Raw genomic sequence first — 26,349 nt, forward strand, 5'->3', positions numbered from 1 at the left:
GCAGCCGTCATCCTTGCAGACATGCCGGCCATGGCCGCGAACCTATCGAGTGGGCGTCGCACCAGCCCTGCGACAGGCGCGTCGGCGGCACCGGGATGCCGAACGGAGATGCCTGAGCGCCCTCCTCTCATCGATACGGGCGAGCATCCCGAGCGATCAGCCCCAGAAGCCCGGCGCGCATGACCAGCGCGCCGCTTCGCCCGCCCCCGCCCAAGCCCCGCTCCCGGCCCCCGCGACCTCAACAATGCCGGCGACCTCGAACGCGGCTTCCAGGCCCATCGCGTCATAGATGGCGAGGCCTTCGTCGCACCGCCGCTCGGGCCCGGCCTCCCCGCCCATGCAGGATGCGGCTTGATGATGATGACGCCATCAAATCGCCGACGACCGGATCGTCCGAACTCCTCGTTATCGACGCCCGTCAAACCGGCGCCCCAGCGTCACGATGCGGCTTGCGCGCGCCTCTGCCGGGGCGGGCTCGCCCCTGCCCTGCCGGCCGGGCTCAAGGGCGTCGTCGCCTCGCGTGCCGGGGGCCTCGGCCCGCCGGTCGGTGGTCTCGCGGCGTGACCCGGTTCCAGGCAGGAGCCGCCTGAGCGCCGGGAGCAGATCGTCGACAAAGGTGAAGATGACGGGAATGACGAGCAGGCTGAGGATGGTCGAGGTGATCACGCCGCCGATGACCACGATCGCCATGGGCTGGCGGAAGCTGGAATCGCCGCCCGTCAGGCTGAAGGCGACCGGCAGCATGCCCGCCCCCATGGCGATGGTGGTCATGACGATGGGGCGCGCGCGCTTGTGGCAGGCATCGATGAGCGCCTCGAACCTGGCCATGCCCTGGGCGCGCGACATGATGGCGTATTCGATCAGCAGGATCGAATTCTTCGTCACCACGCCCATCAGCATGAGCAGCCCGATGACGACCGACATCGAGAAGCTGGTTCCGGTCAGCACGAGCGGCAGCAATGCGCCTCCCAGCGAAAGCGGCAGCGCCATCAGCAGGGTGAGCGGCTGCAGGAAGTCATGGAAGAGCAGGACGAGGACCGCATAGATGCAGAACACGCCGATCGCCATGGCCAGGCTGAAGCTCTGGAACAGCTCCGAGGTGCGCTGAAGCTCACCCTGCTCGACGAGGGTGACGCCCGCCGGCAACTGCCGCAGCGCCGGCAGCGCCTGCGCCTCGCCGTTGACATCCCCCAGAATGCGGCCGTTGAGCTCGATCGACAGGGTGACGTTGCGCATGCGGTCGATGCGGTCGATCTGGGACGGGCTGCCGCCGATCCGGATCCCGGCGATCGAGCCGAGATCGACATTGCCATTGGCCCCCGCCACCCTGACATTCCGGATGGCGTCGAGCCGCGTGCGCGTCTCGGAGGCGAGGCGCACCACAATGGGGATCTGCCGCTGCGGCAGGTTGAGCTTCGGCAGAGCGGCGGAATACTCGCCATTCGTCGCCACGCGCACGGCCTCGGCAATGGCGCTGGAGGTCACCCCGAGCGCGGCGGCCCGCGCGAAATCGGGGGTGATCTGAATCTCGGGAGCCTGCCGCGCCGCGCTCGACGTCACCGCGCCGATGCCGCGCAGCGTGCGCAGCTGCTCCTCGAGCGCCGCGCCGGTTTCATCCAGCGTGACGGCATCGTCGCTGGCGAGCGTGATGTCGAGCTTGGTGCCGTTGCCTCCGCCGCCCACCGCAATCCGCACGCCCGGCAGAGCGGAGAGGGCGAGGCGGATCTCGTTTTCGATCTGCGACTGCTTGCGGTCGCGGGCATTGATGGCGCTCAGGCTGACGACGAGCGTGGCGGTCGCGACGTTCTTGGTGGTGCTGGTCTCCGGACCGCCGCCCGCGGAGGCTGAGCCGATTGTGGCGAAGACATGCGTCACGTCGCGCAGCCCGGCGATGATCTCGGCGGCCTTCCTGGTGGTCGCATCCATCTGCGCGATGGTGGAGCCCGGCTGCAGGGTCAGCGTGACCTGCGTCCGCGCGTCGTCGGACGCAGGCAGAAAGCCCGATTTCAGGAACGGAATGGTCGACAGCGAGAGCGCGATGACGATGGCGGTGACGAGGACCGTCGTCTTCCTGTGGTTCAGGGCAGCCTTGGCGGCGGCCATGTAGAGGCGCATGACGCGCCCGTCTGTCTGCTCGCTCGGCTGGGCTTTCATGAAATAGGCGGCCATCATCGGCGTCAGCAGGCGCGCGACGACGAGCGAGACCAGGACGGCGACAGCCGCGGTGACGCCGAACTGGCGGAAGATCAGCCCCGGTATGCCGCTCATGAACGCGGTCGGCAGGAACACCGCGACCAGCGTGAAGGTGGTGGCGATGACGGCCAGCCCAATCTCGTCGGCGGCTTCGAGCGCGGCGTCCATCGGCGCCTTGCCCATCTGAAGATGGCGGGCGATGTTCTCGATCTCGACAATGGCGTCGTCGACGAGAATGCCGACGACGAGCGAGAGCGCCAGCAGCGTGACGATGTTGAGGCTGAAGCCGGCGAGATACATCACGAGGAAGGTCGGTATCACCGACAGCGGCAGGGCCACCGCCGCCAGGACCGTGGCGCGCCAGTCCCGCAGAAACAGCCAGACGACGATGACCGCCAGGATCGCTCCCTCGAACAGCATCTGCATCGAGCCGTCGTAGTTCTCGACGATCGGCCCGACCGTGCTGTAGGCCTCTTCGATCTGCACATTGGGATGGGCGGCCGCGAAGCGCTCCATCACCGTCCTGACAGCGGCCACGACGCCGGTGTCCGAGAAGCCGTTCGAGCGCTTGATCTCGACCCCGATCACCGGCTGGCCATCGCGATAGGCCAGCGAGGAGCGATCCGCGAAGCTGTCCGTGACGGTGGCCACCTCGTCGAGGCGGATCTGCTGGCCGTTGGCCAAGGGAATGCGCAGCCCCTTCAGGGCCTCGATCGAGACCACGGCGCCGAGCGTGCGCAGGGTCTGGCGGCTGCCGCCGATCTCGCCGAGCCCACCGGAGGTGTCCGCCTGGACGGATTTCAGCTGCGAGGTAACCGTGGCCGCCGTGACCCCGAGCGAGGCCATCGTCGCTGGATCGAGATCGATATGGACCTCACGGTCGATCCCGCCCACGCGGCCGACCTGCCCCACCCCCGGCACCGAGAGCAAGGCCTTGGCCAGGTCGTTGTCGACGAACCAGGACAGCTCGGTCTCGTTGAGCCGGGTCGAGCGCAGCGCATAAGTGACCAGGGCGGAGCTTTGCACGGTGACCTTGGTGACGCTCGGCGTCTCCAGCTGCGAGGGCAGATCGGCCTTGGCGCTGTCCACGGCGTTGCGGACCTCGTTCAAGGCGTCGCTGCTGTCCTTCTCCAGCTTGAAGGAGACCTTGATCGAGACCGATCCGGCCGTGATCGTCGTCGTGATGTGGTCGAGGCGGCTCAGCGAGGCGAGCTTGTCCTCGATGATGCGGGCGACCTCCGTCTCCAGCTGCGCCGGCGCCGCGCCATCGAGCGAGGCGGCGATGTTGATGGTCGGCAGGTCCATATCCGGAAAATTCTGGACAGCGAGATGCTTGAAAGCCAGCAGGCCGCCAAAGGTGAGCATCACGAAGAGCAAGATCGCCGGTACGGGCTTGCGAATCGACCATGCCGAGAAATTCATCATTCGGCTCCGACGATCCTGACGAGCGCGTTGTCGGAGAGGAACGGCCCCCCCGACATCACGACGCGTGACGACGCGTCCAGGCCGGACAGGATCTCGACTTCACCCTTGCTGCGGCGCCCCGTTTCCACCCGCACCCTGCGCGCCCGCCTGTCCTCACCGGCCGTGAAGACGTAGTTGATGCCGTCACGGAAGATGATCGCGGTCTCGGGAACCGTGAGGGCCGAGGTGGTCTGGAGCTCGATGCTGCCCGTGACGTAAAGGCCGATGCGCGGGCGCAGATCGGCGGGCAGCGCGACATAGACGATCGTTCGGCCGGTATTGGTGCTGACAGAAGGCCCCACCAGCCTGACCCGGCCTTGAACGGGGCCCTCATCGGCCCGATCGATCGTGACGCTCAGCCCTTCCGAAATGCGCGGGAGATAGTGCGCCGAAACCTCCGCCTGCCATTCGACGCGCTGCTGGCGCACCAGGCGGAACAGTTCGGTGCCGGCGGAGATGACCGCGCCGAGCTCAGCCGAGCGCGAGGTCACGAGGCCGTCATCGGCAGCGGTGATGATCGTCTGCTCGAGCTTGATCCTTTCGCTGTCGAGCGCCGCCTCCTCGGATTCGACGCCGGCTGCCGCGGTCTGCTCATCGGCCATGTATTCGGCGATCTTCTCGTCGGACAGGGCTCCGGACGAGCGCAGCTTGCGGGCCCGCTCGGCATTTGCCTTGGCCTTCGCCAGGGTCGCCTGGGCCGTCTTGACGGCCGCCTCCTGCTTTCGCAGGCTCGCCAGCACGCTGTCCTGGGACAGCCGGGCGAGGACCTGCCCCTTTTTCACGACCGATCCGACCTCGACCAGCACGTCGGTGATGCGCAGGCCGCTCGTCTCGGAGGCGATGATCGCCTCCTGCCATGGCTTCAGCCAGCCGCTCGCCGGAACGGTCTCCGGCCAATCGCGATGGGCCGGCATCGCCAGGGTGACGGTCAGGGCCGGCGCCTCGGGCTGGCCTGCCGCGGCAATGCGCAAGGACAGGAGAAGCGCCGCCCCGACAAGGGTGGCGACGAGCAGGTCGGCCGACATTCTCAACGCTTCGTTCCTTGCGGTTCCGGCCACCGGCGCCCTCGCCTCGCCCCATGCCGGCTCGACGGAGGCTTCACCCGGGCGATCCTGCGAGGGCTCGAATCCTGCGGCCGATGCTGTCGTTTCCGCGAGTAGCCGAATGAATGTTAAACGCGGTCAAGTCCGTGTTAATTTAGGTAAAACTCGGTCGCGCATCCGCGTTTCTGCGGTATGGCTCGCCGAAATGAGCGGTGGACTCGGTCAATGAGCAAGGTTCTCCTCGTCGACGACGATGTCGAGTTGACGATGCTTCTGCAGGAATACCTGACTGAAGAAGGTTATGATGTCACGACGGACACGGACGGCCGGGCCGCCATTGCCGCCGCCGCCGGCAACGCGGTCGACATCATCGTGCTCGACATCATGATGCCGCGCATGAACGGCATCGAAGTCCTGCAGAGGATCAGGAAGCTCAGCCAGATCCCCGTCCTGATGCTGACGGCGCGCGGCGACGACATCGACCGGATATCGGGCCTGAATCTCGGCGCCGACGACTATGTGGCCAAGCCCTGCTCGCCGGGCGAGCTCGCAGCCAGGCTGCGGGCGATCCTGCGTCGCGCCGGCCAATCCGCCGGCAGCGCGTCGACCGATACGCTCAGGGCGGGGCAACTCGTGATCCACCCGGGCAACCGAACGGTCGAATGGCGCGGGCAGCCTCTGGATCTCACCGGGACGGAGTTCAGCCTGCTCGAAGTGCTCGCCCGCAGCGCCGGCCAGCTCGTGCAAAAGCAGGACATCTCGAAACGCGCCTTCGGCAAGCCGCTGACGCCGTTCGATCGTCGCATCGACGTCCATATCAGCAGCGTGCGCCAGAAGCTCGGGCTGCGGGAGGATGGACAATCCTGGATCCAGTCCGTTCGCGGCCAGGGCTACCAACTGCTCGTGGATTGACCATGCCCCGGCTCTTCTGGAAATTTTTCGCGATCATCTGGCTGACGCTGGCGAGCTCCGTCGCGGTCATCATCCTGATCGTCTACCTGTTTCAGGCGGTTCCCTTTTCCCGGGAACTGGAGCTTCGGCAGCAGGAATTCGCCATGGACCTGGCTGCCAAGGTGCTCGCGCGGGATGGCGAGGATGCCGCCCAGCGCTTCGCCCGGACAAGCGAGGACACGGCGCCGCTCGGCCTGACGATGTCAAGGGCGACGGGTTCCGGGGCCTGCGCGGAGGAGCGCGGGGCGGAGACACGCCTCATCCTGAAGGACGGGATCTGCTACCGCATCTCCGTCTTGGGCAAAGCCAATGTCGTTCTCGACTATCTGGCTCTGCTGATGCCGTGGATCGCCATATTCATCTCGAGCACGATATCGGCGGCGGCGCTCGCCCGGTATCTCATCCGCCCGGTCGTGCACCTTCGCGACGGGCTGAGCGCGCTCGCCCATGGCCGCTTCGATGTCCGCATCGGCGACAAGATGGCGGGCCGAAGAGACGAGGTCACCGCGCTCGCGCATGATTTCGACGCCAGCGCCGCAAGGCTGCAGCAGCTTCAGGACGCACAGCAGCGGCTCTTCCATGACGTGTCGCATGAATTGCGCTCGCCATTGTCGCGTCTGCAAGCCGCTGTGGGCGTCCTGCGCCAGAGCCCGACGAAGCTTGACGCCATGCTGGGCCGGATGGACCGGGAGGTCGAACGGCTGGATGCGCTGGTGGGCGAAGTGCTGACCCTGGCGCGGCTGACGGGCAGATCGGACCTTCCCTTGAAGGCGCAGACGCTGGATGTCATCGAGCTCCTGAACGACATCCTGAGCGATGCGGCGTTCGAGGCCCAGGCCCGCGGGGTCTCGATCACGGCAAGCGTCGAGGGCAGCTTCAACGCCGAGGTCGAGGGAGAATTGATCTACAGGGCGCTCGAGAACGTCGTCCGCAACGCGATCAAATACACGGCCGCGCATACGCGTATAACCGTGCTCTGCGAGACCGCGGGCGAGCGCCTCAAGCTCTCGGTCACGGATCAGGGACCCGGCGTCAGGCGAGACGAGCTCGAGCGGATCTTCCAACCGTTCTCCCGCGGCGACGACGCGGTATCGAGCGACGGTTACGGCCTGGGCCTGGCCATCGCCAGGCAGGCGATCGAGCGCCATGGCGGACGCGTCTACGCGTCGCTGCCCGACGCGGGCGGGCTCACCGTCACCCTCGAGCTTCCCCGCAAGGCAATGGCGTACAGCCCGGCAGAGGATCAAGCCTGATCCGGGTCGATCTCGACGGCGCATGGCGTGGAGACCAGCCCCGGAGGCCGCGCCCGGAGACGGTGCGGACATGCCGCGAGCCCCATCCCGAGAAGCCGATCCGCAGGGAACGGCGTCTTGAAGGATGAGGGCTGGAATTTCCAGGCGGGCTCACGCAGATGATCGGGAGTTTTGGCGCGCCAGCGAGCTCGATCTCTGGTGTTTACGTAACTTTACACAGGCTTTACTGCCATTAACGCCGGAATCGCTAAGCCGTGAACTCACGATCACGGTTCAGAAGATTCGCCACATGGCCTTTGGGTTCCAACCACCTGACATGCACCGGCAGGCAGTGCGCCGCTTGGTCCTGTCCTTGCAGATGTCCTCCCGCCTGGCCGCACTGCTGGCGCCCATCGCTAACGCGACGCCGATCGTCGCCCAGGAATTCCTTCCGGTAGAGCAGGCGGCAAAGCTCCTCTCCGATGGCCGCCCCTGGGCTGCCGTGAAGGATGGGCGCAACGCTCGCCTCACCTTCGCTCCGGACGGCACGGGTTCCTTCGAGGGACCTGTGACGATGCCGATCAGCTGGTCCGTGAATGGCCAGGAGATTTGCATGGAGCTGCGCTTCGCGGGCACCCCTTGCCTTCGCTTCCGCAAGATCGCCGGTGGCTTGCTGGGTTATAGCGGGAAGGCGGAAGACCTGCGGTTGGCACGCTGATGAGCACGATCATGCGCAAGCCGACGACCGCAAGCGTAATGGTTGGCGCAGCGCTTCTGATCGGGGGCTGCGCCGATTCCTCGCTGACACGCAGCGGCCTGCTCTCGAGCTATGACGGCCAGCAACGCAGCGACGGCATGCTGACCCATGCAAGCTTCCGGGTCGACAAGCCGCACGTGCTGGCGGCGAAGACGGTCGCCATCATGCCCGCAAGCTTTGCCGACAGCGCGCAAGTGGCCGGGTTCTCCCCGGAGCAGCGGCGTCTGGTGAGCAACAGCATCGACCGCTCGCTCTGCGCAGGGCTCAGCGAGCGGTTTCGGATCGTGCGCTCCCCTCGCGAGGCCGACCTCGTCGTCCAGGCCCATGTCACGGCAGTCGCGCCGACCAATGTCACGATGGCCAGCATTTCGAGCGCAGCCAGCATCGGCGGCTCGGTTGCTGGCGCGGCGACCGGCTTGCCGATCAGCGTGCCGCGCATCCCGATCGGCCTTGGCAGCCTCGCGGTCGAAGCCGAGGCGATGGCCCAAGGCTCTCAGCAGGCCGCTCTGACCTGGGCGCGCGGCGCCGACTCGATGACCACGCGCCCGCGCGCCTCGAACGAGGCGGACGCCTATGCGCTGGCGAGCGAATTCGGCGCCGACTTCGCGCGCCTTCTCGTGACCGGGGACGATCCGATCAAGCTTTCGCTGTCCGTGCCGAGCGTGCGCGGTGTCGGTGAATTCCTGGGAGCATCTCCGAAGGAGGTCGCTTGCGCCCGCTACGGACGCAACCCGGGCGTTGGTGGCCTGGTCGCTGGGATGGTGGGGCTGCCGCCCAACTGGACCGATTCCGGCGCGGCGCGACCGTGATGGACGTCAGGCAGGAGACAGCGACGCGCTGGCGGCATCTGCCGTTCTCGGTCCTCGGGCAGTTGATCGCGACAGCCATGATCGCGCTGCTCCTGGCTTTCGCGCTCCTGATCGCGGTCATTCGCCTGGGGGCGTTCGATCGCCTCCTGCAAAGCCCCGCCAGCCCCTTCGAGGGCCGGGTCGCGGCCCTCGTCGATGCGCTGACGAGCTCAACCTTCGAAAGCCGGGCCAAGGCGCGGGCGCTTGCGGAGCGGATCCTGCCCGGCACGATCCTGCTCGATCCGCAGGAGCCTCGCGGCGACGAAAATACGATCGCTCAACTGAACCAGGCGCAGCAGGGCGGCGTAAGCTTCGCGCTCTTGAGGCAAAGGAGCGGGGAGGCTCCAGCCACTGCCGGACACAACGGCTCCAGGCTTCTGGTCTCGCTGCCCGATGGCGGGCTCCTCTCGGTGCCTGTTCCGGCTGAGGCGCTCTCATCCTCGTCCGGCCCGTTTCTCTGGCTCCTCTGCTCGCTCGTGATCGCATCGCTTGCAGCGGCGACCTGGGTCGTGACGCAGATCCGAAATCCGCTGCGCCGGATCGCGAGTGCTTTCGCCGGCTTCGATGCGCGCCGGAACTGGGTCAGGCTGCCCGAGACGGGACCCTGCGAGATCCGCGACCTGACCGCGCAACTCAACGGGATGGCTGACAGGACCGCCGCCCTGATGCGCGAGCGCGCCGTCGTCATAGGCGCGATCAATCATGACCTGCGCCTGCCGGTCACGCGCCTGCGCCTGCTGGCGGAGGAAATCGAGGATGTCGAGCTGAGGCGACGCAATCTGGCGAACCTCAAATCGATGGACGTGATGCTTCACGCCTCATTGGACTATCTGAAGCATGGTCGCCCCCTCCCGAAGCTTTGCTCGGTCGATCTGGTGGCGCTCCTGCGGACGGTCAGCGACGAGTTCGCCGATATGGGCTTCGACGTCGCCTATGCCGGACCGAACCACCTGAAACTGCATTGCGATCCTGACCTGATCGAACGCGCCTTGAACAACCTGGTGGACAACGCCACGCGTTACGCCCCGACAGTGCGCCTGAGCGCCGGCCTCGCGGCCGACGGCAAGGTGGCCATCCAGGTCGTCGACGACGGGCCCGGCTTATCCGACGCCGACAAGAAGCGTGCGCTCGCCCCCTTCGACACCGCGAAGGCGGCAGAGAAGCATGACGGCGCGCCGAACGGTTTCGGGCTCGGCCTGGCGATCGTGAAAATGATCGCCGAGGTCCATGACGGCCGGCTCGAATTGTCCGACGCAAAGCCGTTCGGCCTGACTGCGACCATAACCGTGCCCTGCGAACGCTGACCCCCGCGGCGCTTCACGACGCCGAGGCCGCGGCATGAGAGCTCAGCCCGAGTTCCCGGCGATGGAGACGACATGATTGCCTTGCAGATGTCGAGGGCGTGGCCACTGACGCGCAGCGCGCTGGGCCTGGCGTTCCTCGCCCTGGCCGGCTGCGCCTCGGCGCCGCGCACCCCCTTCACCTTGCAGGAGCAGGCGATCGCCCAGGTGCCAGGCTTTCCCGATGTCCGCGTCTGGGGAGACGGCAGCCTCGCCGATTTCGCCCGCCAGAGGCTGGGCCCGTCCCCCCGGAAGACAAGCTCGCTCACATATCTGGCGCTATCGGGCGGCGGCTCCGGCGGCGCTTTCGGGGCGGGCGTGCTGGCCGGGTGGACGGCCTCGGGAAAGCGCCCGCGTTTCGACCTGGTGAGCGGGGTCAGCACGGGGGCGTTGATCGCGCCCTTTGCCTTTCTGGGGCCCGGCTATGACGAGACCCTCATCCACATCTACACGAGCGGCATCACCAGCAAGCTCTACCAGATGAAGTGGTTGCCCTCGGGTTTGCTGGGCTCGGGCCTGCTGGAGGCCGGGCCGTTGCGCCGCATGGTCGAGCAATACGCCACGCGCGAACTGCTCACGGCCGTCGCGGCCGAGCACAGGAAAGGCCGCCGGTTGATCGTGGTCACCACAAACATGGACGCACAAAGGCCCGTCGTCTGGGACATGGGGCGTATCGCCAGCAGCGGGCAGCCCGGCGCGCTGAAGCTGTTCCAGGACGTGCTGGTCGCGTCAGCGAGCATTCCTGCAGCCTTCCCGCCGGTTCTGCTCGATGTCCAGGCAGGCTCCGGGAGCTTCCAGGAGCTGCATTCGGACGGCGCGACGGCAAACCAGGTCTTTACCATCCCCGACAGCGTGCTTCTCTCGCCCAGGCCAGGCCGATTGCCCGGTCTGGGCAAGGCCGACCTGTATGTGATCATCAACAACGCGCTGATCCCGGAGTTCGACGTCGTCTCGAACTCCACATTTTCCGTGGGCAGCCGGGCCCTGTCGACCATGATCAAGGCGCAGACGCGAAGCGCCATCAACGCGACCTATGGCTTCTCCAAGCGCGCGGGCATCCGCTTTCACCTCGCGGCGATCGACAAGGCGGTTCCCTATAACCCCACCGACGCCTTCAACCAGGACTACATGCAGACGATCTTCAAGCTCGGCTACGAGGAGAGCCTGTCCGGCAAGCTTTGGAAAAGCACCCCGCCCTTTGGCGGGTCGTGAGACAGCGGCTCGACGTGACGCTTCATACGTCCACCCGCGAGGGGTGATCGACTTCATTCGCCTATTCCGAGATCGTCTCTTGAGATTCAAAAATAATATTTATGTATAAATACTGATATTCTGCGACCAGAAACAATTCATTACACCGCAGAAAATTGCCAATACAAAACATTAATAGAATATTATCCATAGTAATGGCATCACGACCGAAGATTGATATGCTATACAATGGAGCTGCAGATGCCTAAGCTCGAATCTCCATGGCGCCGCAACCTGACCACCAATCGCGCGATCGAAGGACGCCACGCCTTGCCGCGTGCGCGCGGGGCCGGTCGAAAGCGCGCCTGGCCGAGACGATGGCCGGGCGCGGCGCTCCTCAGGTTGGCCACGGCGCTCATCTGGCTGGCCGCAGCGCCTGCATCCGCGCAGACGACGATCCCCTCGCCGGTCATCACGGTGGGCGGGAGCGAGCATATGGTCTCTCGCAAGGTGCCCTTGTCCGTCGGCCGATCGATCATCGTCGAGCTGCCGCGCGATGCGCGGGAGGTCTTCGTCGCCGATCCGAAAGTGGCCAATGCAGTGGTCCGGTCGGCGCGCCGGCTCTTCGTGATCGGCATCAGCGCCGGCGCGACATCGATCTTTGCGATCGACGCCGATGGCAAGCAGATTTCCGGGCTGGAGATCGACGTGGGGCGTGATCTCGACGAGCTGCGCCAGAGCTTGCGGACCGTCCTGCCCAAGGCGCGGATCGAGGTGAAGTCCGCCGGAGGATCGATCCTGCTGGTCGGCGAGGTTGCAAACGCCTCCGAGGCCACGCAAGCGGCCGACATCGCCACAACCTTCCTGGGCGGCTCTGCGGCCGACAAGTCGAAGGGCGCGGTGATCAACTCATTGTCGATCCGCGATCGCGATCAGGTGATGGTGCGTGTCGTCGTCGCCGAGGTCTCGCGCAAGGCGATCAAGCAGCTGGGGATCAATCTCAGCGGGCAATGGAAGATCGGGAATGTCTCCGTCTCCCCCACGATCGACAACCCGTTTTCGCAACTGCCACAGCAGCTGTCGAGCACATCCATTTCGGCCGGCATCGGCAATTCGACGAATGTGACCATGCGCGCGCTCGAACGCGCCGGCCTGTCGCGGGTCCTCGCCGAGCCCACGGTGACGGCGATCTCGGGCGAAAGCGCGAAATTCACCGCCGGCGGCGAGGTCCCGATCCCGACCGGGTACACATGCGACAACGGCAAGTGCACGCTGGGCGTGAGCTACAAGCCGATCGGCGTCGCGCTCAATTTCACGCCGATAGTCCTGTCCGGCAACAAGATCAGCATGCGGATCGCCACGGAGGTCACCGAACTCGACTACGAGAACCAGCTCCGTCTCAGCAACACGAGCAGCTCGGACAGCGAATCCGTCAATGCGCCGGCTTTCCGCGTGCGCAAGTCGGACACCACCGTCGAACTGCCATCGGGAGGCACGATCGCAACGGCAGGCCTGCTCCAGCGCGTCACCAAACAGACCATCAACGGATTTCCCGGCCTGATGAACGTGCCGATCATCGGGGCGCTGTTCCGTTCGCGCGACTATCAGCGCGAGGAGACCGAGCTGATGATCACAGCCACGCCCTATATCGCCAGGGCGATGGACCCGGACCAAGTGCAGCGGCCCGATGACGGCTTCGTCGAAGCCCACGACGCCCAAGCCGTATTGCTGGGGCGATTGAACAAGCTCTATGGGGGAACAGGCACGCCGCCGCCCCAGAGCTATAAGGGTCGGGTCGGCTTCATCCGCGATTGAGTCCTTCATTCCCGACGGCGTCCTGGCCGCGATCCTCGGGACGCGCATGATGGCGACCCTGCCGCCTCATCGATAGGGATGAGCATTCCTGGGGACCAGCCCGAGATATTCGGCGAGGATGAGCAGCCCGGCCGTGACGCGGAAGCCGATCGCGCCGGGAATGGTCTCATGGTCGAGGGCGACGCGGTCGAGCGCCTGGAGCGTCGCCTCCCCCGCCCCGTCGATGACGGCCTTGCGCATGGCGTTGAGGCGCGACTGGAGGCGCAGGATCACCTCATCCGACAACTCCCGCCCCGAGCCCACCCCGACGACGATGAGACCGACCGGCACGCCCTTGGCCGCCCGCCAGCGCCGCGTCGTCTCGGCATATTCCTCGCCCGCATCGTAAAGCTCGCGGCGCAGGCGACAATCGAGCACATGCCGGCCGAGCGGCGAGGCGCAGAGCTGGTCATGATTGCCCCTGCGGTGCGGCTGGGCGAGCACCGTCGCCCGCTCGCCCTGCTCCCGCTTGAGGCGCGCCGCCTGCCGCTCAGTGGCGCTCGGGCGCTGCGGGCGCCCATTGGGCTCGCGCAAGACCATTGCGCGCTTCTTGCCGGGCCTGCTCATGCTGCCTTGTCCTTTTCTGCCATGTCTTTTGCTGCCTGGCCCTGCTGTTCAGGGGCCGGGAAATACCAGCCCTCGGCCTTGGTCCTGGGGTGCTGCGTCGTCATTCCCGGCTTGTGGCCGGCCGCCACGCGCTCGCGCCATTCCGCCGTTCCCTTGACGACGAAGACTTTTGGCGGCCCCTGGCTCACTGGGGCCGGGCTGCGTTTCAGCAGCGCCTCGGCGATGATCGGGCCATAGAACTTCCACGAGCTGACCCTGCCGCCCGACGCCGGGCGGGCCCGGATGACCGGGAGGATGTCGCGCTCGAGATCGGCCCCGCGATGCAGCCATTCCGCGATCGGCGCGAAGGACCCCAGCCTCTGCGAGCCCGCAGCCTCGCAGCAGCGCCGTTGCGCCTCATCCAGAGCGAGATCCGGCGCGCGCGGCGCAGACGATGCCGCGCCAGCGGATTCGTCTTGTGTTTCTGACTCTGCCTCTGACTCTGGGAGCGTTGCGCAACGTCCCGGCAACGCAGCCTGGCCGTTGCGCATCACGTCCCGGTGCTTGGCTTCACGGTGCCTGCGCGAGCGCTCCGTGCTCCTGTCGCTCTCATATTGGCGGGTTTTCCAGGCGCTCACCGCATCGCCCGTGATCATGCCGATCTCGGCCATCGCGGCGAAGGTCGCCGCGATCGTGCCGGCCGGCTCGCACAGGGCGGCGGCGACGCGGCGCGGCGTCGTCTCGAAGCGCCCGCCATCATCGGTCTCGGCCGCGCTTTCAAGGAGCGCGTGCCAGACCGCGATCGCAACAGAGCGCGAGCAGGCGGCGATGACCGCGACCTCGGCGAGCTTGTCGTCCTTCACCGTGCCGGCATAGGCGCGATACCAGCGGCTCATCGGAAAGCCTCGCCTGTGCGGCAGCCGTCATTCCGGGGCGGGCTGTCAGTGTGGGCGCCCGTCTGGAAAGGTGAGCCCTCATCCTGAGGAGCCACGCAGCGGCGTCTCGAAGGATGCTCCAGATGGTTCGGGAGCCTCCTGGAGCATCCTTCGAGACGCCATTCCCAACGGAATGGCTCCTCAGGATGAGGGCTCGCGGTCGCATTGATTTGCCCGGGCTTGAGACGGCGCAGCGCCTGGAGAGCGGGCTTCATGGCGCGTCCCGATCACGAGCTGCGTCCCGCTCGCGGAGACGGGCGAGCGAGCGGATGATCAACCGCTCGGACTGGACGGGCGCCTTGTCGAGCTCGGCCTCCGCCGCCTCGATCAGCTCCTGCTCACGCCGTTCTTGCTCGCGCCTGAGCTGGGCCTGGCGGGAGAGCCGGGTCGAGGCGTCCTTGAAGGAGATGATGCTGGCGGTCATGGCCCGGTCCTCAGCGTTGCGCCGGATCGAGCCGCGCCGGGCGCTCCCGGCCATGCGATCCCGTCCAGCGCGATCGTGCGCTTGCGGGAGCCCGTTAGGACACTCCAGCCCTCATCCTGAGGAGCCGCGCAGCGGCGTCTCGAAGGATGTTCCAGATGGTTCGGGAGCCTCCTGGAGCATCCTTCGAGACGCCATTCCCAACGGAATGGCTCCTCAGGATGAGGGCTGAGGAGGTTGCCAAGAGGTGCGGGGCGGCTGTCACGGGCCGCCCCGCCAGTTGCGCGCCGGGACGAGCGCGAGGAGAAAGCCTGGGATGCGGGCGGCCCCTGCAAGGGCCGGCCTTCGCTTCGCATCATCGGGGGGAGGACACCCGAGACACACGCCGTCCGGTCGGCGGATTGGTGAACGGTGGATTGACAGGAGGCGGCGCGCAGCGCGGGCGGACGCCCAAGCCGGGCGGGGCCGCCAAACGCCTCGAAGACATCGTCGAAGGGGTTCATCATGGACATCTACGATACATATTGTATCGTATCGGTCAAGATGAAACGTATCGTGAAGCGTGCGATACAGGAGCCATGGACACACCCGCCGATCGCCTGCGAAGCGCCCGGGAGCTGAGAGGCTTCCCCACCCCGACGGAGGCCGCCCAGGCCTTCGGCTGGAACGAGGTCACCTACCGGGCCCATGAGAATGGCGGGCGCGGCATCAAGCAGCCCGTGGCGGAGAAATATGCCAGCGCCTTCCGCGTCAAGGCGGGCTGGATCCTGTTCGGCGACGGCGAGGCGCCCAGCGGCGGCGACGGCCCTGCCGTCGCGCCAAGACCCGCCTCGCCGCGCGGCTATCTGGCCGAGCCCAATGCGGTCTTCGAGGGCCAGGCCGCGCTCCCGAAAACCCATGGACCCAGCGACATCCAGGAACTCGGCATCACGGTCGGCGGCTTTGCCAGCGATGACGACGCCTTCGAGATGAACGGCCAGGTGATCGACATGGTCAAGCGGCCGATCGGCATCCTGGACCGCAAGGACGTCTTCGCGCTGCGCGTCTCCAATGACAGCATGGCGCCCAAATATGAGGATGGCGAGCGCGTCTATGTCGAGAAGCGCAAGCCCGCCATCCGCGACTATGTCGTCATCGAGTTGAAGCCGGCCGAGGAAGGCCGCCCCGGCAAATCCTTCATCAAGCGCCTGGTCTCGATGAATTCCGGCAGGGTCACGGTCGAGCAGTTCAACCCCGCCGGCCGGCTCGAATTCGACGCCAGCGCGATCAAGCAGATCCTGCGTGTGATCCCGGAACGGGAACTCAGGGGCGAGTGAGGGAGCGCAGCCTCAGCTTCATGTGCTGCGTCGCGGGGCGATGAGGCTGAGCGTTTTTGCTTCTTTGCTTTGAAACACGCCGTCATCCCGGGCGTAGCCCTCGGGTCCGATCTTCGATCGGCCCAAGGATAAACTCCGCGCAGCCCCGGGATCCGAAGCGCGTCATGGTCGGGCTTGGCCCGACCATCTCGCAAATCAGAGCACTCTGGTTGTGAGTTTCTCAGGCCCACGCCCGAGCGTGACGGCAGGGCTCGCTCTTCCCTTCTCCCCTGGCGGGAGAAGGTGGCGCGCAGCGCCGGATGAGGGGGCGCCGTGCCCTGTCCGGCTGGCGTCGCACTCTGCTAAATGGTGAACTCACAGCGCCCCCTCATCCGTCTCGGCTGCGCCGAGCCACCTTCTCCCGCGAGGGGAGAAGGGAAGCGCGCCCGTCATTCTCGGGCAGAGCGAAGCGCAGAGCCCCGAGAACAATGCTCTACGATGGATCCCGGAGCGGCGCGGCTTCGCCGCTTGTCCGGGACGACGGCGCGTTTCTCGACCAAGACAGCAAGCCTCAGCTCCTTGCTCTGACGCGCTATCTCCATGCGAGAACCGCACCCACATCGCTCGAATGCGCCCTACCCCCACCGGAACGCCGGAATGAGCGCGACGTTCTTGCCGATCCCGCCGCCTGCCCGGCAGACCGAGCAGGTCAGTTTCGGCCTGAGCTCGTCGGCGCAATGGATGCCGCGATCGACGAAGCGGGCCAGCACTTGCGGCGTCATACGCTTCTCGTTGCCGCAATCGTCGCAGCGGATATAGAGAGCGGCAAAATCGGCCAGGCCGGGCTTATCTCGCGACATCTCCCGGCAAACGCTGCTCATGGCCGAACCTTCTTTTGTTCCCCTAATGTTCTCATTTAAGCCAGCCCGGCAACCTGAAGTCGAGTCGAAAATCGGCTGCCTCCTCAAAATAAATCGCAGCGGCTACGATACGATATGTATTGACATGATTCGATACATTTTGCATCCTCTCTCCATCCCAGGAGAGACCCGGATGAGCGCCAGCGCCGCGACATTCCCGTTCGAGGATTGCGATTTCGATCATGGCGATGTCTGCATCGGCGGCATCGACCTGATCGAGATCGAGACGCAGGACGGCATCGACTTCACCGTCATCGACATCATCGCCGGCAAGCGCAGCCAGACCATGCCCTGGCTGGTCATGGGCGTGAGCGAGTGGGTCGCCGGCGATCTCGCACGACCCAGGGGCCAGTCCCGCATCCGCAAGGCCTATCAGAACCACATCGCGGAGCGCGAAGATTGCAGCGCCGCAGACGCCGCCGATTTTGCCCATGACATGCGGCTCAACGCAGCGGCCGCGTGAAACGCCCCTTGTTCGGCTTCAGGGCAGGTCAGGCCGCCTTCAGCGCCTTCTCCACCACCTCCGGCGCCCGGTCGATCACCTTGAGGAAGGCTTGGGCCGTGCGGTCCATCTGCCGGCGGCCCTGCTCCCAATCGCGGAGCGTCGCGGCGCTGAGGCCGAATTTCTTCGCAAAGGCATCCTGGGACAGCCCAAGCCGCTTGCGGATCGCAGCCACGTCGACCGTCTCCACCGTGATCGTACGGGCGGGCTTCGCCTTGCCCAGCGCAATCGCCAGCGCCTCGTTGGCGCTCTCGATCAAGTCCTGGCCGAACTTCGTCATGTCACTGGCCTCCTGTCTTCGCCTGAGCTCTGTAGGCTTCCGCGATCTTCGGCAGCACCTTCGCGAGGTCGTTCCGCTCCGCCTTGCTGAGATTGGCGCGCTCACCCTTGTCGATCAGCGCCAGCAGGAAGAGCGGCACGTCGTCACCGCCGAAATAATGGATCGTGCGGTAGCCTCCGCTCTTTCCCTCGCCGCGACCGGCATGGCGCATCTTGCGCGCCCCGCCAGTCCCGATCATCAATTCACCGCCGCGCGGATCGCTCGCGACGGCGACGGCGATCTCCTGAATCTCGTCATCGTCCAGCCCCGCCGCCTTGGCCTGTCGTTCGAACACCGAAGTCAGCAAGACGCTATGCATGCGATCTTATACGGCATTGCCGTAGTCTGGTCTAGGGAGATTTGTGCCGCGTAGCCCCGCGCGCCATACGGAACCCCGCCCGTCAGGCTGTGTTCATATCCTGGCGTGCAGATTGCGCCTTTGTTCGGCCTCACGGCCGGTCACGGCAATCCGGAAGGGAGTTCGCCATGTCGAAGATTTTTGCGTTGGTCGCCTTGGCGGGGCTGGCCTCCCTGTCGGGAACCGCCGCCCAGGCGCAGTATTACGACCCCTATGGCCGCCCGCCCCCGCCGCGCTACGATTACGACCGCCCGCCGCCACCGCGCGACTGGGAATATGAGCGCCGGCGGCCGCGCTATGACGACGAGCGGCCCTATTATCGCCAGCGCCGCTTCGGCGAGGTTTGCGTGACCTCGCGCGGCACCTGCGAGACGCGCCCCGCCCCGGTTGGCGCGGGATGCGGCTGCTATATCGAGGGCTTCGGCTCGAAGCGTGGCATCATCCAGTAGCTTGCGCGCAGCGCGGCGCCTGCGGATCAATCCGCAGCGCCGCGGATCGTCGCCAGCGCGTCGAGCGCGCGCTGGCGCCCAAAGGCCAGGTCGATCACCGGGCGCGGATAGGTTTCGCCAAGCCTGACGCCGGCATCGCGCAGGGTCGCGGCATCAGCCTGCCAGGGCGCGTGAATCGCACCAGTATCGAGCCGTGCAAGCTCGGGCACCCAGCGGCGCACATAATCGCCTCGGGGATCGAATTTTTCGCCCTGCGTCACCGGGTTGAAGATGCGGTAATACGGCGCCGCATCCGCGCCCGAGCCCGCAACCCATTGCCAGCTTGCGGCGTTGCTGGCCGGATCGGCATCGACAAGCGTATCCCAGAACCAGTCCTCGCCCTGCCGCCAGTCGATCAGCAGATGCTTGATCAGGAAGGAGGCGGTGACCATGCGCACGCGGTTATGCATCCAGCCGGTCGCCCAGAGTTCCCGCATGCCGGCATCGACCAGCGGATAGCCGGTCTGGCCACGCTGCCAGCGCTTCAGCGCCTCGGTCTCCGAGCCCCAGGGAAAAGCGTCGAAGCGGGCATTGTAGTTCTTCGTCGCCAGCTCGGGATTGTAGAACAGCAGATGGTAGGAGAATTCGCGCCAGCCGATCTCGGAGAGGAACTTGTCCAGGTCGGACGGGCCGCCCGCCGCCATGCCGGCCGCTGAGGCCGTCTGGCAGGCATGCCAGATCTGGCGGGGGCCGATCTCGCCGAAGCGCAGATGCGGCGAAAGCCGCGATGTCGAGACGAAATCGGGCCGGTTGCGCCCATCGCCATAGCCTGCCAGCGCGCCGGAGAGAAAATCGCCGAGCCGCCCGGCCGCGCCCGCCTCGCCCGGCGTCCATTCCGTGCGCAAGCCGCCCGCCCAGTCCGGCCTGGTAGGCTCGAGCCCGAGATCGGCGAGGTCGACCGCGGCTCCCGCGAGAGCGCTCGGGAGCGGCAGGGGCACAATGCGCTGCGGCGCCGGCTCCGGCGCAGCCGGCTCGCCCCTGGCGCGCGCCGCACGCCAATAGGGCGTGAACACCTTCATCGGCTCGCCTTGCTTGCTCGACACCTGCCAGGGCTCGTTGAGGAGATGGCTGTTGAAGCTGCGCACGGTGACGCCCGCGCCGGCCAGCGTCTCCTTCAGACCGCGATCGAGCGCGATCGCGGCCGCCTCATAGCGTCGGCTCCAGGTCACGAGATCGATTCCGGCCGCTGCCACGAGCTTCGGCAGGAGCTCGGCGGGATCGCCGCGCATCAGCACGAGTTCGGCTCCCTTCTCGCGCAGCGAAGCCTGGAGCGCGCGCAGCGATTGCGCCAGCCACCATCGCGAGGCGCCACCAAGCCGACGGCGCTCGCCGCCCTCGTCGAGGATATAGAGGCACAGGGTCGGGCCATGAGCGATCGCGGCGGCGAGTGCGGGATTGTCGGCGAGCCTGAGATCGTCGCGGAACCAGTGCAGGGCAGCTCTTGTCATGGCCCTTGAGTAGGGTGCGGCGGTAGCACCCGGCAAGGTGCAGCTCTTCCCTTTGTGGACGCCTGTTTGTGGATGCCTGGACATCGGGGCCTGTCGGCTGCGCGACATTGCGGGTAAGCAGGCGGCGGAAACGACTGGGATAAGGAACTGACGACATGACCATCGAACGGACCGGGCTGACGCCGCGCTGGTGCGATTCCGCCGCCTTCAACGGCATCGTCTTCCTGGCCGGGCATTGCGCGGAGCAGACGCAAGGCGCCTCGCTCACGGAGCAGACGCAGGAGGTTCTCGCCTTGCTGGAGGAAACGCTGGAGGCGGCCGGCAGCGGCAAGGAGCGCATCCTCAGCGTCCAGATCTTCCTGACCAACATCAAGGCGATCGCCGAGATGAACGCGGTCTGGGACGCCTGGGTCGCGCCCGGCAACGCCCCGGCGCGGGCAACGGTGCAGGCGGAACTGGCCTCGCCGGGTTATGCGATCGAGATCACCGCGGTCGCGGCCAAGCGTTCCGCCTGAGACGCGTCGGGAACGGGCGCGGCATGACAAGGCGGCCATGGCTCCTTCCCGGTTTGCTCCTGCCCGGCCTGATGCTTGCCCTGCCGGGCGCCTCGCCGGTCCTGGCCCAAAAATCCCTGGCGCAGGAGCCGCCCTCCTCGGGCATCGACGCCGCGCTGTGTCGGCTGATCGACGATGCGGCGGCAGCGCAGGCCGTGCCCGCCGGTTTCCTGACGCGGCTGATCTTCCAGGAATCGAGCTTCCGCCCGAGCGTCACCAGCCCGGCGGGCGCGCAGGGCGTGGCGCAGTTCATGCCCGGCACGGCGCGCGAACGCGGCCTCGCCGACCCGTTCGACCCCGAGCAGGCCGTGCCCAAGGCGGCGCATTTCCTCAGCGAATTGCGCCAGCGCTTCGGCAATTGGGGGCTGGCGGCGGCAGCCTATAATGGCGGCCCCACCCGCGTCTCGAGCTGGCTCGCCGGCCGCGGCTTCCTGCCCGCCGAGACCGAGAACTACGTCCTCTCGGTCACCGGCGCGGCAGCCGAAGCCTGGGCCGAGGAGGCGCGGGCGGCAACTGAGGGCGAGATCCGCCCCGCCCGGCCGGCGAGCCCGGACGGCCAGGCGCCCTGCCTCACCACCGTCGCGCTCATCCGCGCCGGACGCGGCGCGCTTGCCGTCGCGGAGGCGCCCTTCGCGCCCTGGGGCGTGCAGCTCGCCGCCAATTTCTCGAAGGCACGGGCGCTTTCGGCCTTTCAGCGGGCGAGCGCCCGGCATCGCGCCATCATCGCCGATCTCTCCCCGATGGTGATCGGCACGAGGCTGCGCAGCCGCGGCACGCGCGCCTTCTACCGAGTCAGATTGCCGGCGGCGACGCGGGCGCAGGCCACCGCCCTGTGCCGGCGCATCCAGGACAACCGGGGCGCCTGCGTGGTGCTGAAGAGCTGACGGCCGTTTGGATATTCCAGCCCTCATCCTGAGGAGCCGCGGCACGCGGCGTCTCGAAGGATGTTCCAGAGGTTGCGGAGCCTCCTGGAGCATCCTTCGAGACGCGGGCTGAAGCCCGCTCCTCAGGATGAAGGCTCAAGGGGGCTCATCAGAAAAGCTTCTGAGCCGACTTGCGGCCTGTTGCTCACGCGCAACGGCGCGCGTCAAAGCCCTTGACCTCGCACCGATGTGATGATGGCGCAATTGCGCCAACCGAAACGCTCTGACAGAAAATTGAGGAGATGTTGACACATTTGGGTCAACTTCGAGCCTAGCGCTCCCCTGCCATCCGTCCGAGGTCCCGATGAACCGTTTCTTCCGTATGGCCACGCTTGCCGGGCTTGGCCTGCTCGCTGCTGCCTCATCCGCCCATGCCTATGAGATCGATCCGCTGACGCGCCAGCCGCTGATGCAGAGCGCCGACCCGGCCAAAGCGCAGGCGACCGCGATCCCGCGCGAGCTCGTTTCCTATGACGGCAAGCAGCGCCCCGGCACCATCGTGATCAACACCACCGAGCGTCGGCTTTATTTCGTGATGCCCGACGGCAAGGCGATGCGCTACGGCGTCGGCGTCGGCCGCCCCGGCTTCGACTGGGCCGGCTCGCAGAGCATCACCCGCAAGGCGGAATGGCCGAGCTGGACGCCGCCCTCGCAGATGCTGAAGCGCCGCCCCGACCTGCCGCGCTTCATGCCCGGCGGTCCGGAAAACCCGCTCGGCGCGCGCGCCATGTATCTCGGCTCGACCCTCTACCGCATCCACGGCTCGAACGAGCCGGAGACGATCGGCCAGGCGGTCTCCTCGGGCTGCATCCGCATGCTGAACGAGGACGTCATCGACCTCTATGAGCGCGCCAAGGTCGGCACCCGGGTCGTCGTCGCCCGCTGAGCAGCACGAGACATGGCAGGCTTCAACGAAGCCCGTTTCCAAAGCAAAAGGCCGGCGGTGACGCCGGCCTTTTCGTTTGTCGCAATTGCGGCGGGAAGCCGCCTCCTGATAACTGACGGCCTTCAGCGCCGAGCGATGGCGTCAGTCTCCGCCGTCATTCCGGGGCGATCCGAAGGATCGAGCCCGGAACCCAGAACCGATGCCGCAGCTTGAGAAGGCACCGGCCGCTGGCAAGCTTCACAAGGACGGGCATCGGTTCTGGGTTCCGGGCCCATGGCTGCGCCATGTCCCGGAATGACGGCGGAGGACAACGCCATCGCTTAACGCTGAAGCCCGCCAGCGCTCACCCCGACGCAGCGGGCACCTCGACCACCACGGCCCGCTTGGCCCGGAACGCCAGGAAAAGCTGAAGGGCGAAGAACAGCGCGATGAGGCTGAGCAGCGTCGCGCTGATCGGATGTGTGAAGAAGGTGGTGAAGCTGCCCCGGCTGATGATCATCGCGCGGCGGAAATACTCTTCCAGCATAGGCCCCAGGATGAACCCCAGCATCATCGGCGCCGGATCGAGCGACAGGCGCATCATGGTGTAGCCTATCAGGCCGAACGCCGCCGTCGTGAGGATGTCGTTGAGGCTATTGTTGACGCTGAACGTGCCGATGCAACAGAAGAACAGGATCGACGGGAACAGCACGTTGTAGGGTATCTTGAAGACCGAGAGCCAGAACCGCACCAGCGGCACGTTCAGGATCAGCAGGAAGCAGTTTCCGACCCACATGCTGGCGACGAGGCCCCAGAACAGGTCGGGATGCTTGGCGATCATGTTCGGGCCCGGCTGAATCCCCTTGATGATGAAAGCCGCCATCATCAGCGCCATGACGGCGTTCTCGGGGATGCCGATGCTCATCAGGGGGATGAAGCTGGTGCGCGCCGCCGCCTCGTCGGCCGCCGCCTGTCCCGCGACGCCCTCGATCGCGCCCGAGCCGATCTCGTCCTTGTATTTGCTGACCTTCTTGTCGAGGGCATAGGCGGCGAACTGCGCGATCACCGGGCCGCCGCCCGGCAGGATGCCGAGGATTGAGCCGACGACGCTGCCGCGCAGGGCGCTGGGAATGATGCGCTTGAACTCCGGCCAGGTCGGCATCAGGTGGATCTTGCCGTTGAAGGGCGTCCGTTCCTCGCGCGCATCGAGGTTCTTGGTGATCTCGGCGATGCCGAAGCAGCCCAGCGCCAGGCTGACGAGGCTGACGCCGTCGGTGAGCGAGGGCAGCCCGAAGGTGAAGCGCTCCAGCCCGGTCTCCAGATCGGTGCCGACCTGTCCGAGCAGGACGCCGAGCAGGCACATCGCCAGCCCGTTCAGCAGGCTGCCGGTGGTGATGAAGCTGACGCAGACGAAGCCGACCAGCATCAGCGCGCAATAATCGGTGGGGCCGAACAGCAGGGCGACCTGGCCGAGCGTCGGCGCAAGGCTCGCCAGCACGAGGATCGCGACCGTCCCGCCGATGAAGCTCGAGACGCCGGCGGTGAAGAGGGCCAGGCCGGTCTTGCCCTTCAGCGTCATCTGGTAGCCGTCGATGCAGGCCACGATGCTGCTGGCATGAGGGATCTTCATGGTGATGGCGCTGACGCTGTCGCCATATTGGGCGCCGTAATAGATGCCCGCGAGCATGATCAGCGCGCCACCGGTCGGCAGCGAATAGGTCAATGGCAGGAGCAGGCTGATCGTCGCCAAGGGCCCGAGCCCCGGCAGCAGCCCGACCAGCGTGCCGACGACGCAGCCGATGGCGCAATAGAGCAGGTTCGCCGGCGTCAGCGCATGCTCGAAGCCGAATGCGAGATTATGCAGGATCTCCATCAGAAGAGCCTCAGATTGAGGCCGAGGAAATGCTCGAAGACATAGGCCACGACGATGAGGCCGAGCGCGATCTTGAGGTTGCGCGTCCAGGAATAGGTCACCGCCGCAAAGCCCGCGATGAAGACCATCAGGACGATCCCCAGGGCGACGTTGACGAGCTGGGCCCCCACGACGAAGGCCACCAGCCCGAGCATGATCAAGGCGATGTTCTTGAGGTTGAAGCTGAGCGGCACCGGAGCGCTCAGGCGCGCCTGCACGATGATCAGCAAGGCAATGGCGAGCAGCGGGACGCTCAGCAGGAGCGGGAAGAGCCCGGGGCCGGCATGGGCCAGATCACCAAGCGGATAGCGCAGCGCAGTCGCCATGAAGAAAAGCGCCACCGCCGCGAGGAAAATCCCTCGCGCGGAATTCTGGTTGACCATGCCTATGCTCCCTAGGTGGATTATTTCATTTGATTGTTATTTTCCATGGAACCGCCGTCAAGCGGAACGCCGGCGCTGTTCACGGTTTTGGGGCATGGTTTCGTGGAGGCGGCAGCGGACCCGCAGGCCCGCACCGGCTGACGGGACAGGCCGCCGGATTGCGGGCGCTTGGGCTTGTCGCAACGCTGCCATCCTGCGAGGTCTCGGCCCCTGAGAGTTCGCGGCGTGTCCGCTGCACGGCCATCGGCAGCAGGGTCGGCAACGAGCCGGCCGATGGCCGCTTCAACGCCACCGTCAAGCGCGATTGCCTGGTGCCTGTGTCACGCCGCATTGCGACGGAGATGGATCTCACCGCCGGCTTGGCGAAGGAGCGCTGAATGCCGAGCCAGTATCGAATCGGCGTCGACCTGGTGACGGGAGGCGTCATCGGCCAGATCAAGGAGGCCGGGCTCGGCAGGTAGGCAATCGAGCGCGGGCGGTTTCCCTTCCCCCCTCGCGGGGGAAGGTGGCAGCGCGTAGCGCTGACGGATGAGGGGGCGCCGCGAGCTTTCCGCCTGGCTGAACATGACGCTAACCGGACAGGGCACGGCGCCCCCTCATCCGGCGCTGCGCGCCACGAACGACCTCATCGCCGTGCTGCCTTTGCGCTCGTTACCTTGAGATATTGCGCAGCGCCCGTTTGGAAACTCCAGCCCTCATCCTGAGGAGCGCCGCAGGCGCGTCTCGAAGGATGCTCCAGCTTGCACAGGAGCCTCCTGGAGCATCCTTCGAGACGCCGCTTCGCGGCTCCTCAGGATGAGGGCTCAGTCGATTTCCAAACGGACTCTGAGCGGCTCCCTGGCGCGCTACCCTCGCTTCACCCGCTCCCGCGACAGCCCCTGCTCCGCCAGCGCGTCGAGATAGGCCTGCATCTTCGCCTCGCCATGCTCGCCGAGCTCGCGCAGATAGTCCCAGGCGTAGATGCCGGTGTCGTGCATGTCGTCGAAGGAGAGCTTGACGGCGTAATGGCCGACGGGCTCGACGCCGATGATCTCGACCTCGGCCTTGCCCGGCACGGTCTTCTTCTGCGTGGGGCCATGGCCCTGGACCTCGGCCGAGGGGCTTTCCACCCGCAGCAATTCGGCCGGCAGCGCGAAGGCTGCGCCATCCTCGAAGGCGACATGGAGGGTGCGGCGATCCTTGGCGAGGCGGATTTCGGTCGGCCATGTTGACATGGTTGTGTTTGCTCCAGGGCGACTGCGACGATGGCCGCGCTTGACCTTGGCAGCCGCAATGCCAATGTCTCACCGGATATAGCGATGCGGCCACTGCCATGCACCTGCCCGCGTGCAGCAAGGTGGTTTTCAGAATTTGGCCGTCTTCAGGGATGAAGCAGTGCTCCTCGACGACATCAAGCCCGATGTGATCGCCAGGCCCGATGCGATCGAACCGCTCGCGCGTGCGCCGCTGGTCGATCCGTTCGGCCGCGACATCTCATACCTGCGCATCTCGGTGACGGATCGCTGCGATTTCCGCTGCGTCTACTGCATGTCCGAGGACATGACCTTCCTGCCCAAGCGCGACCTGCTGACGCTGGAGGAGATCGACCGCCTCGCCACCGCCTTCGT

25 protein-coding genes and 1 pseudogene are annotated in these 26,349 nt (G+C 66.4%); 14 read left to right on the forward strand and 12 right to left on the reverse strand.

Annotation, left to right across the window (positions count from 1 at the left end; all coding sequences use genetic code 11):
- Positions 1 to 405: 405 nt before the first annotated feature.
- Positions 406 to 3,615 (reverse strand): efflux RND transporter permease subunit, encoded by a 3,210-nt coding sequence (locus CYD53_RS28480; protein ID WP_103721478.1) that lies wholly within the window; start codon positions 3,613 to 3,615, stop codon positions 406 to 408.
- Positions 3,615 to 4,682 carry an efflux RND transporter periplasmic adaptor subunit gene (locus CYD53_RS28485; RefSeq protein WP_103721455.1) on the reverse strand — a complete coding sequence of 356 codons (1,068 nt, stop codon included), beginning with the start codon at positions 4,680 to 4,682 and terminating at the stop codon, positions 3,615 to 3,617. Before CYD53_RS28485 ends, CYD53_RS28480 begins: the two co-directional genes overlap by 1 nt.
- A gap of 243 nt (positions 4,683 to 4,925) precedes the next feature.
- Between CYD53_RS28485 and CYD53_RS28490 the strand changes: the two genes are divergently transcribed.
- From CYD53_RS28490 to CYD53_RS28520, 7 genes are all read left to right on the forward strand, one after another.
- Positions 4,926 to 5,612 carry a response regulator gene (locus tag CYD53_RS28490; protein ID WP_103721456.1) on the forward strand — a complete coding sequence of 229 codons (687 nt, stop codon included), beginning with the start codon at positions 4,926 to 4,928 and terminating at the stop codon, positions 5,610 to 5,612.
- 2 nt (positions 5,613 to 5,614) lie between these two features.
- Entirely contained in the window at positions 5,615 to 6,904 is a 1,290-nt protein-coding gene (locus CYD53_RS28495) for a HAMP domain-containing sensor histidine kinase (RefSeq protein WP_103721457.1), read from the forward strand.
- Between the two features lie 289 nt (positions 6,905 to 7,193).
- On the forward strand, positions 7,194 to 7,601 hold the full coding sequence (locus CYD53_RS28500; protein ID WP_103721458.1) for a hypothetical protein: 408 nt from the start codon (positions 7,194 to 7,196) through the stop codon (positions 7,599 to 7,601).
- 11 nt (positions 7,602 to 7,612) lie between these two features.
- Positions 7,613 to 8,449 carry a DUF3313 domain-containing protein gene (locus CYD53_RS28505; protein WP_181012068.1) on the forward strand — a complete coding sequence of 279 codons (837 nt, stop codon included), beginning with the start codon at positions 7,613 to 7,615 and terminating at the stop codon, positions 8,447 to 8,449.
- Positions 8,449 to 9,792 carry a sensor histidine kinase gene (locus CYD53_RS28510; protein WP_103721460.1) on the forward strand — a complete coding sequence of 448 codons (1,344 nt, stop codon included), beginning with the start codon at positions 8,449 to 8,451 and terminating at the stop codon, positions 9,790 to 9,792. The genes CYD53_RS28505 and CYD53_RS28510 overlap by 1 nt, the downstream gene beginning before the upstream one ends.
- A 72-nt stretch (positions 9,793 to 9,864) precedes the next feature.
- On the forward strand, positions 9,865 to 11,040 hold the full coding sequence (locus CYD53_RS28515; protein WP_245928474.1) for a patatin-like phospholipase family protein: 1,176 nt from the start codon (positions 9,865 to 9,867) through the stop codon (positions 11,038 to 11,040).
- Between the two features lie 240 nt (positions 11,041 to 11,280).
- On the forward strand, positions 11,281 to 12,834 hold the full coding sequence (locus CYD53_RS28520) for a type II and III secretion system protein family protein (protein ID WP_103721480.1): 1,554 nt from the start codon (positions 11,281 to 11,283) through the stop codon (positions 12,832 to 12,834).
- A 66-nt stretch (positions 12,835 to 12,900) separates the two neighbouring features.
- Here the strand turns inward: CYD53_RS28520 and CYD53_RS28525 are convergent, their stop codons facing one another.
- From CYD53_RS28525 to CYD53_RS28535, 3 genes are all read right to left on the reverse strand, one after another.
- The gene (locus CYD53_RS28525) at positions 12,901 to 13,440 is read right to left on the reverse strand and encodes a hypothetical protein (RefSeq protein WP_103721461.1); all 540 of its coding nucleotides are present in this window, start codon (positions 13,438 to 13,440) and stop codon (positions 12,901 to 12,903) included.
- Positions 13,437 to 14,315 (reverse strand): hypothetical protein, encoded by an 879-nt coding sequence (locus CYD53_RS28530; protein ID WP_103721462.1) that lies wholly within the window; start codon positions 14,313 to 14,315, stop codon positions 13,437 to 13,439. Before CYD53_RS28530 ends, CYD53_RS28525 begins: the two co-directional genes overlap by 4 nt.
- Positions 14,316 to 14,565: 250 nt before the next feature.
- A complete protein-coding gene (locus tag CYD53_RS28535; protein WP_146056031.1) occupies positions 14,566 to 14,778 on the reverse strand; it encodes a hypothetical protein in 213 nt (70 codons plus the stop codon).
- 575 nt (positions 14,779 to 15,353) lie between these two features.
- Between CYD53_RS28535 and CYD53_RS30455 the strand changes: the two genes are divergently transcribed.
- Complete coding sequence (locus CYD53_RS30455) at positions 15,354 to 16,091, forward strand: S24 family peptidase (RefSeq protein ID WP_181012069.1); 738 nt, start codon at positions 15,354 to 15,356, stop codon at positions 16,089 to 16,091.
- 614 nt (positions 16,092 to 16,705) lie between these two features.
- On the opposite strand, the gene CYD53_RS28545 is transcribed toward CYD53_RS30455, so the two are convergent.
- A complete protein-coding gene (locus CYD53_RS28545; RefSeq protein ID WP_146056032.1) occupies positions 16,706 to 16,951 on the reverse strand; it encodes a hypothetical protein in 246 nt (81 codons plus the stop codon).
- A gap of 172 nt (positions 16,952 to 17,123) precedes the next feature.
- On the opposite strand from CYD53_RS28545, the gene CYD53_RS28550 reads away from it, so the two are divergent.
- On the forward strand, positions 17,124 to 17,453 hold the full coding sequence (locus CYD53_RS28550) for a hypothetical protein (RefSeq protein ID WP_103721465.1): 330 nt from the start codon (positions 17,124 to 17,126) through the stop codon (positions 17,451 to 17,453).
- Between the two features lie 28 nt (positions 17,454 to 17,481).
- Here CYD53_RS28550 and CYD53_RS28555 read toward each other — a convergent pair whose 3' ends face one another.
- Together CYD53_RS28555 and CYD53_RS28560 are read right to left on the reverse strand one after the other, a co-directional pair.
- The gene (locus CYD53_RS28555; protein ID WP_103721466.1) at positions 17,482 to 17,772 is read right to left on the reverse strand and encodes a helix-turn-helix domain-containing protein; all 291 of its coding nucleotides are present in this window, start codon (positions 17,770 to 17,772) and stop codon (positions 17,482 to 17,484) included.
- A gap of 1 nt (position 17,773) precedes the next feature.
- Positions 17,774 to 18,130: a type II toxin-antitoxin system RelE/ParE family toxin gene (locus CYD53_RS28560; RefSeq protein ID WP_103721467.1), complete on the reverse strand. Its 357-nt coding sequence runs from the start codon at positions 18,128 to 18,130 to the stop codon at positions 17,774 to 17,776.
- A gap of 167 nt (positions 18,131 to 18,297) precedes the next feature.
- Here CYD53_RS28560 and CYD53_RS28565 point away from each other — a divergent pair, with 167 nt between their 5' ends.
- On the forward strand, positions 18,298 to 18,618 hold the full coding sequence (locus CYD53_RS28565) for a hypothetical protein (protein WP_103721468.1): 321 nt from the start codon (positions 18,298 to 18,300) through the stop codon (positions 18,616 to 18,618).
- A gap of 26 nt (positions 18,619 to 18,644) precedes the next feature.
- Here CYD53_RS28565 and CYD53_RS28570 read toward each other — a convergent pair whose 3' ends face one another.
- Complete coding sequence (locus tag CYD53_RS28570) at positions 18,645 to 20,105, reverse strand: cryptochrome/photolyase family protein (protein WP_103721469.1); 1,461 nt, start codon at positions 20,103 to 20,105, stop codon at positions 18,645 to 18,647.
- A 155-nt stretch (positions 20,106 to 20,260) separates the two neighbouring features.
- On the opposite strand from CYD53_RS28570, the gene CYD53_RS28575 reads away from it, so the two are divergent.
- The 3 genes from CYD53_RS28575 to CYD53_RS28585 all read left to right on the forward strand — a co-directional run bounded on the left by CYD53_RS28575 (position 20,261) and on the right by CYD53_RS28585 (position 22,468).
- Positions 20,261 to 20,620, forward strand: a complete 360-nt coding sequence (locus CYD53_RS28575; RefSeq protein ID WP_103721470.1) for a RidA family protein — start codon at positions 20,261 to 20,263, stop codon at positions 20,618 to 20,620.
- A 23-nt stretch (positions 20,621 to 20,643) separates the two neighbouring features.
- Positions 20,644 to 21,543, forward strand: coding sequence for a lytic transglycosylase domain-containing protein (locus CYD53_RS28580; RefSeq protein ID WP_103721471.1), 900 nt, complete (start codon positions 20,644 to 20,646; stop codon positions 21,541 to 21,543).
- Between the two features lie 343 nt (positions 21,544 to 21,886).
- Positions 21,887 to 22,468 (forward strand): L,D-transpeptidase, encoded by a 582-nt coding sequence (locus CYD53_RS28585; protein WP_103721472.1) that lies wholly within the window; start codon positions 21,887 to 21,889, stop codon positions 22,466 to 22,468.
- A gap of 343 nt (positions 22,469 to 22,811) precedes the next feature.
- On the opposite strand, the gene CYD53_RS28590 is transcribed toward CYD53_RS28585, so the two are convergent.
- The 3 genes from CYD53_RS28590 to CYD53_RS28605 form a co-directional block, all read right to left on the reverse strand.
- Positions 22,812 to 24,320, reverse strand: a complete 1,509-nt coding sequence (locus CYD53_RS28590; RefSeq protein ID WP_103721473.1) for a tripartite tricarboxylate transporter permease — start codon at positions 24,318 to 24,320, stop codon at positions 22,812 to 22,814.
- Positions 24,320 to 24,742, reverse strand: coding sequence for a tripartite tricarboxylate transporter TctB family protein (locus CYD53_RS28595; protein ID WP_103721474.1), 423 nt, complete (start codon positions 24,740 to 24,742; stop codon positions 24,320 to 24,322). Before CYD53_RS28595 ends, CYD53_RS28590 begins: the two co-directional genes overlap by 1 nt.
- An 845-nt stretch (positions 24,743 to 25,587) precedes the next feature.
- The gene (locus CYD53_RS28605; protein ID WP_103721476.1) at positions 25,588 to 25,956 is read right to left on the reverse strand and encodes a gamma-butyrobetaine hydroxylase family protein; all 369 of its coding nucleotides are present in this window, start codon (positions 25,954 to 25,956) and stop codon (positions 25,588 to 25,590) included.
- 187 nt (positions 25,957 to 26,143) lie between these two features.
- On the opposite strand from CYD53_RS28605, the pseudogene CYD53_RS28610 reads away from it, so the two are divergent.
- Positions 26,144 to 26,349 (forward strand): annotated as a pseudogene (locus tag CYD53_RS28610) (GTP 3',8-cyclase MoaA); the annotation flags it as partial.

The sequence above is a fragment of the Allobosea psychrotolerans genome, assembly GCF_002917105.1.
GTDB lineage: Bacteria > Pseudomonadota > Alphaproteobacteria > Rhizobiales > Beijerinckiaceae > Allobosea > Allobosea psychrotolerans.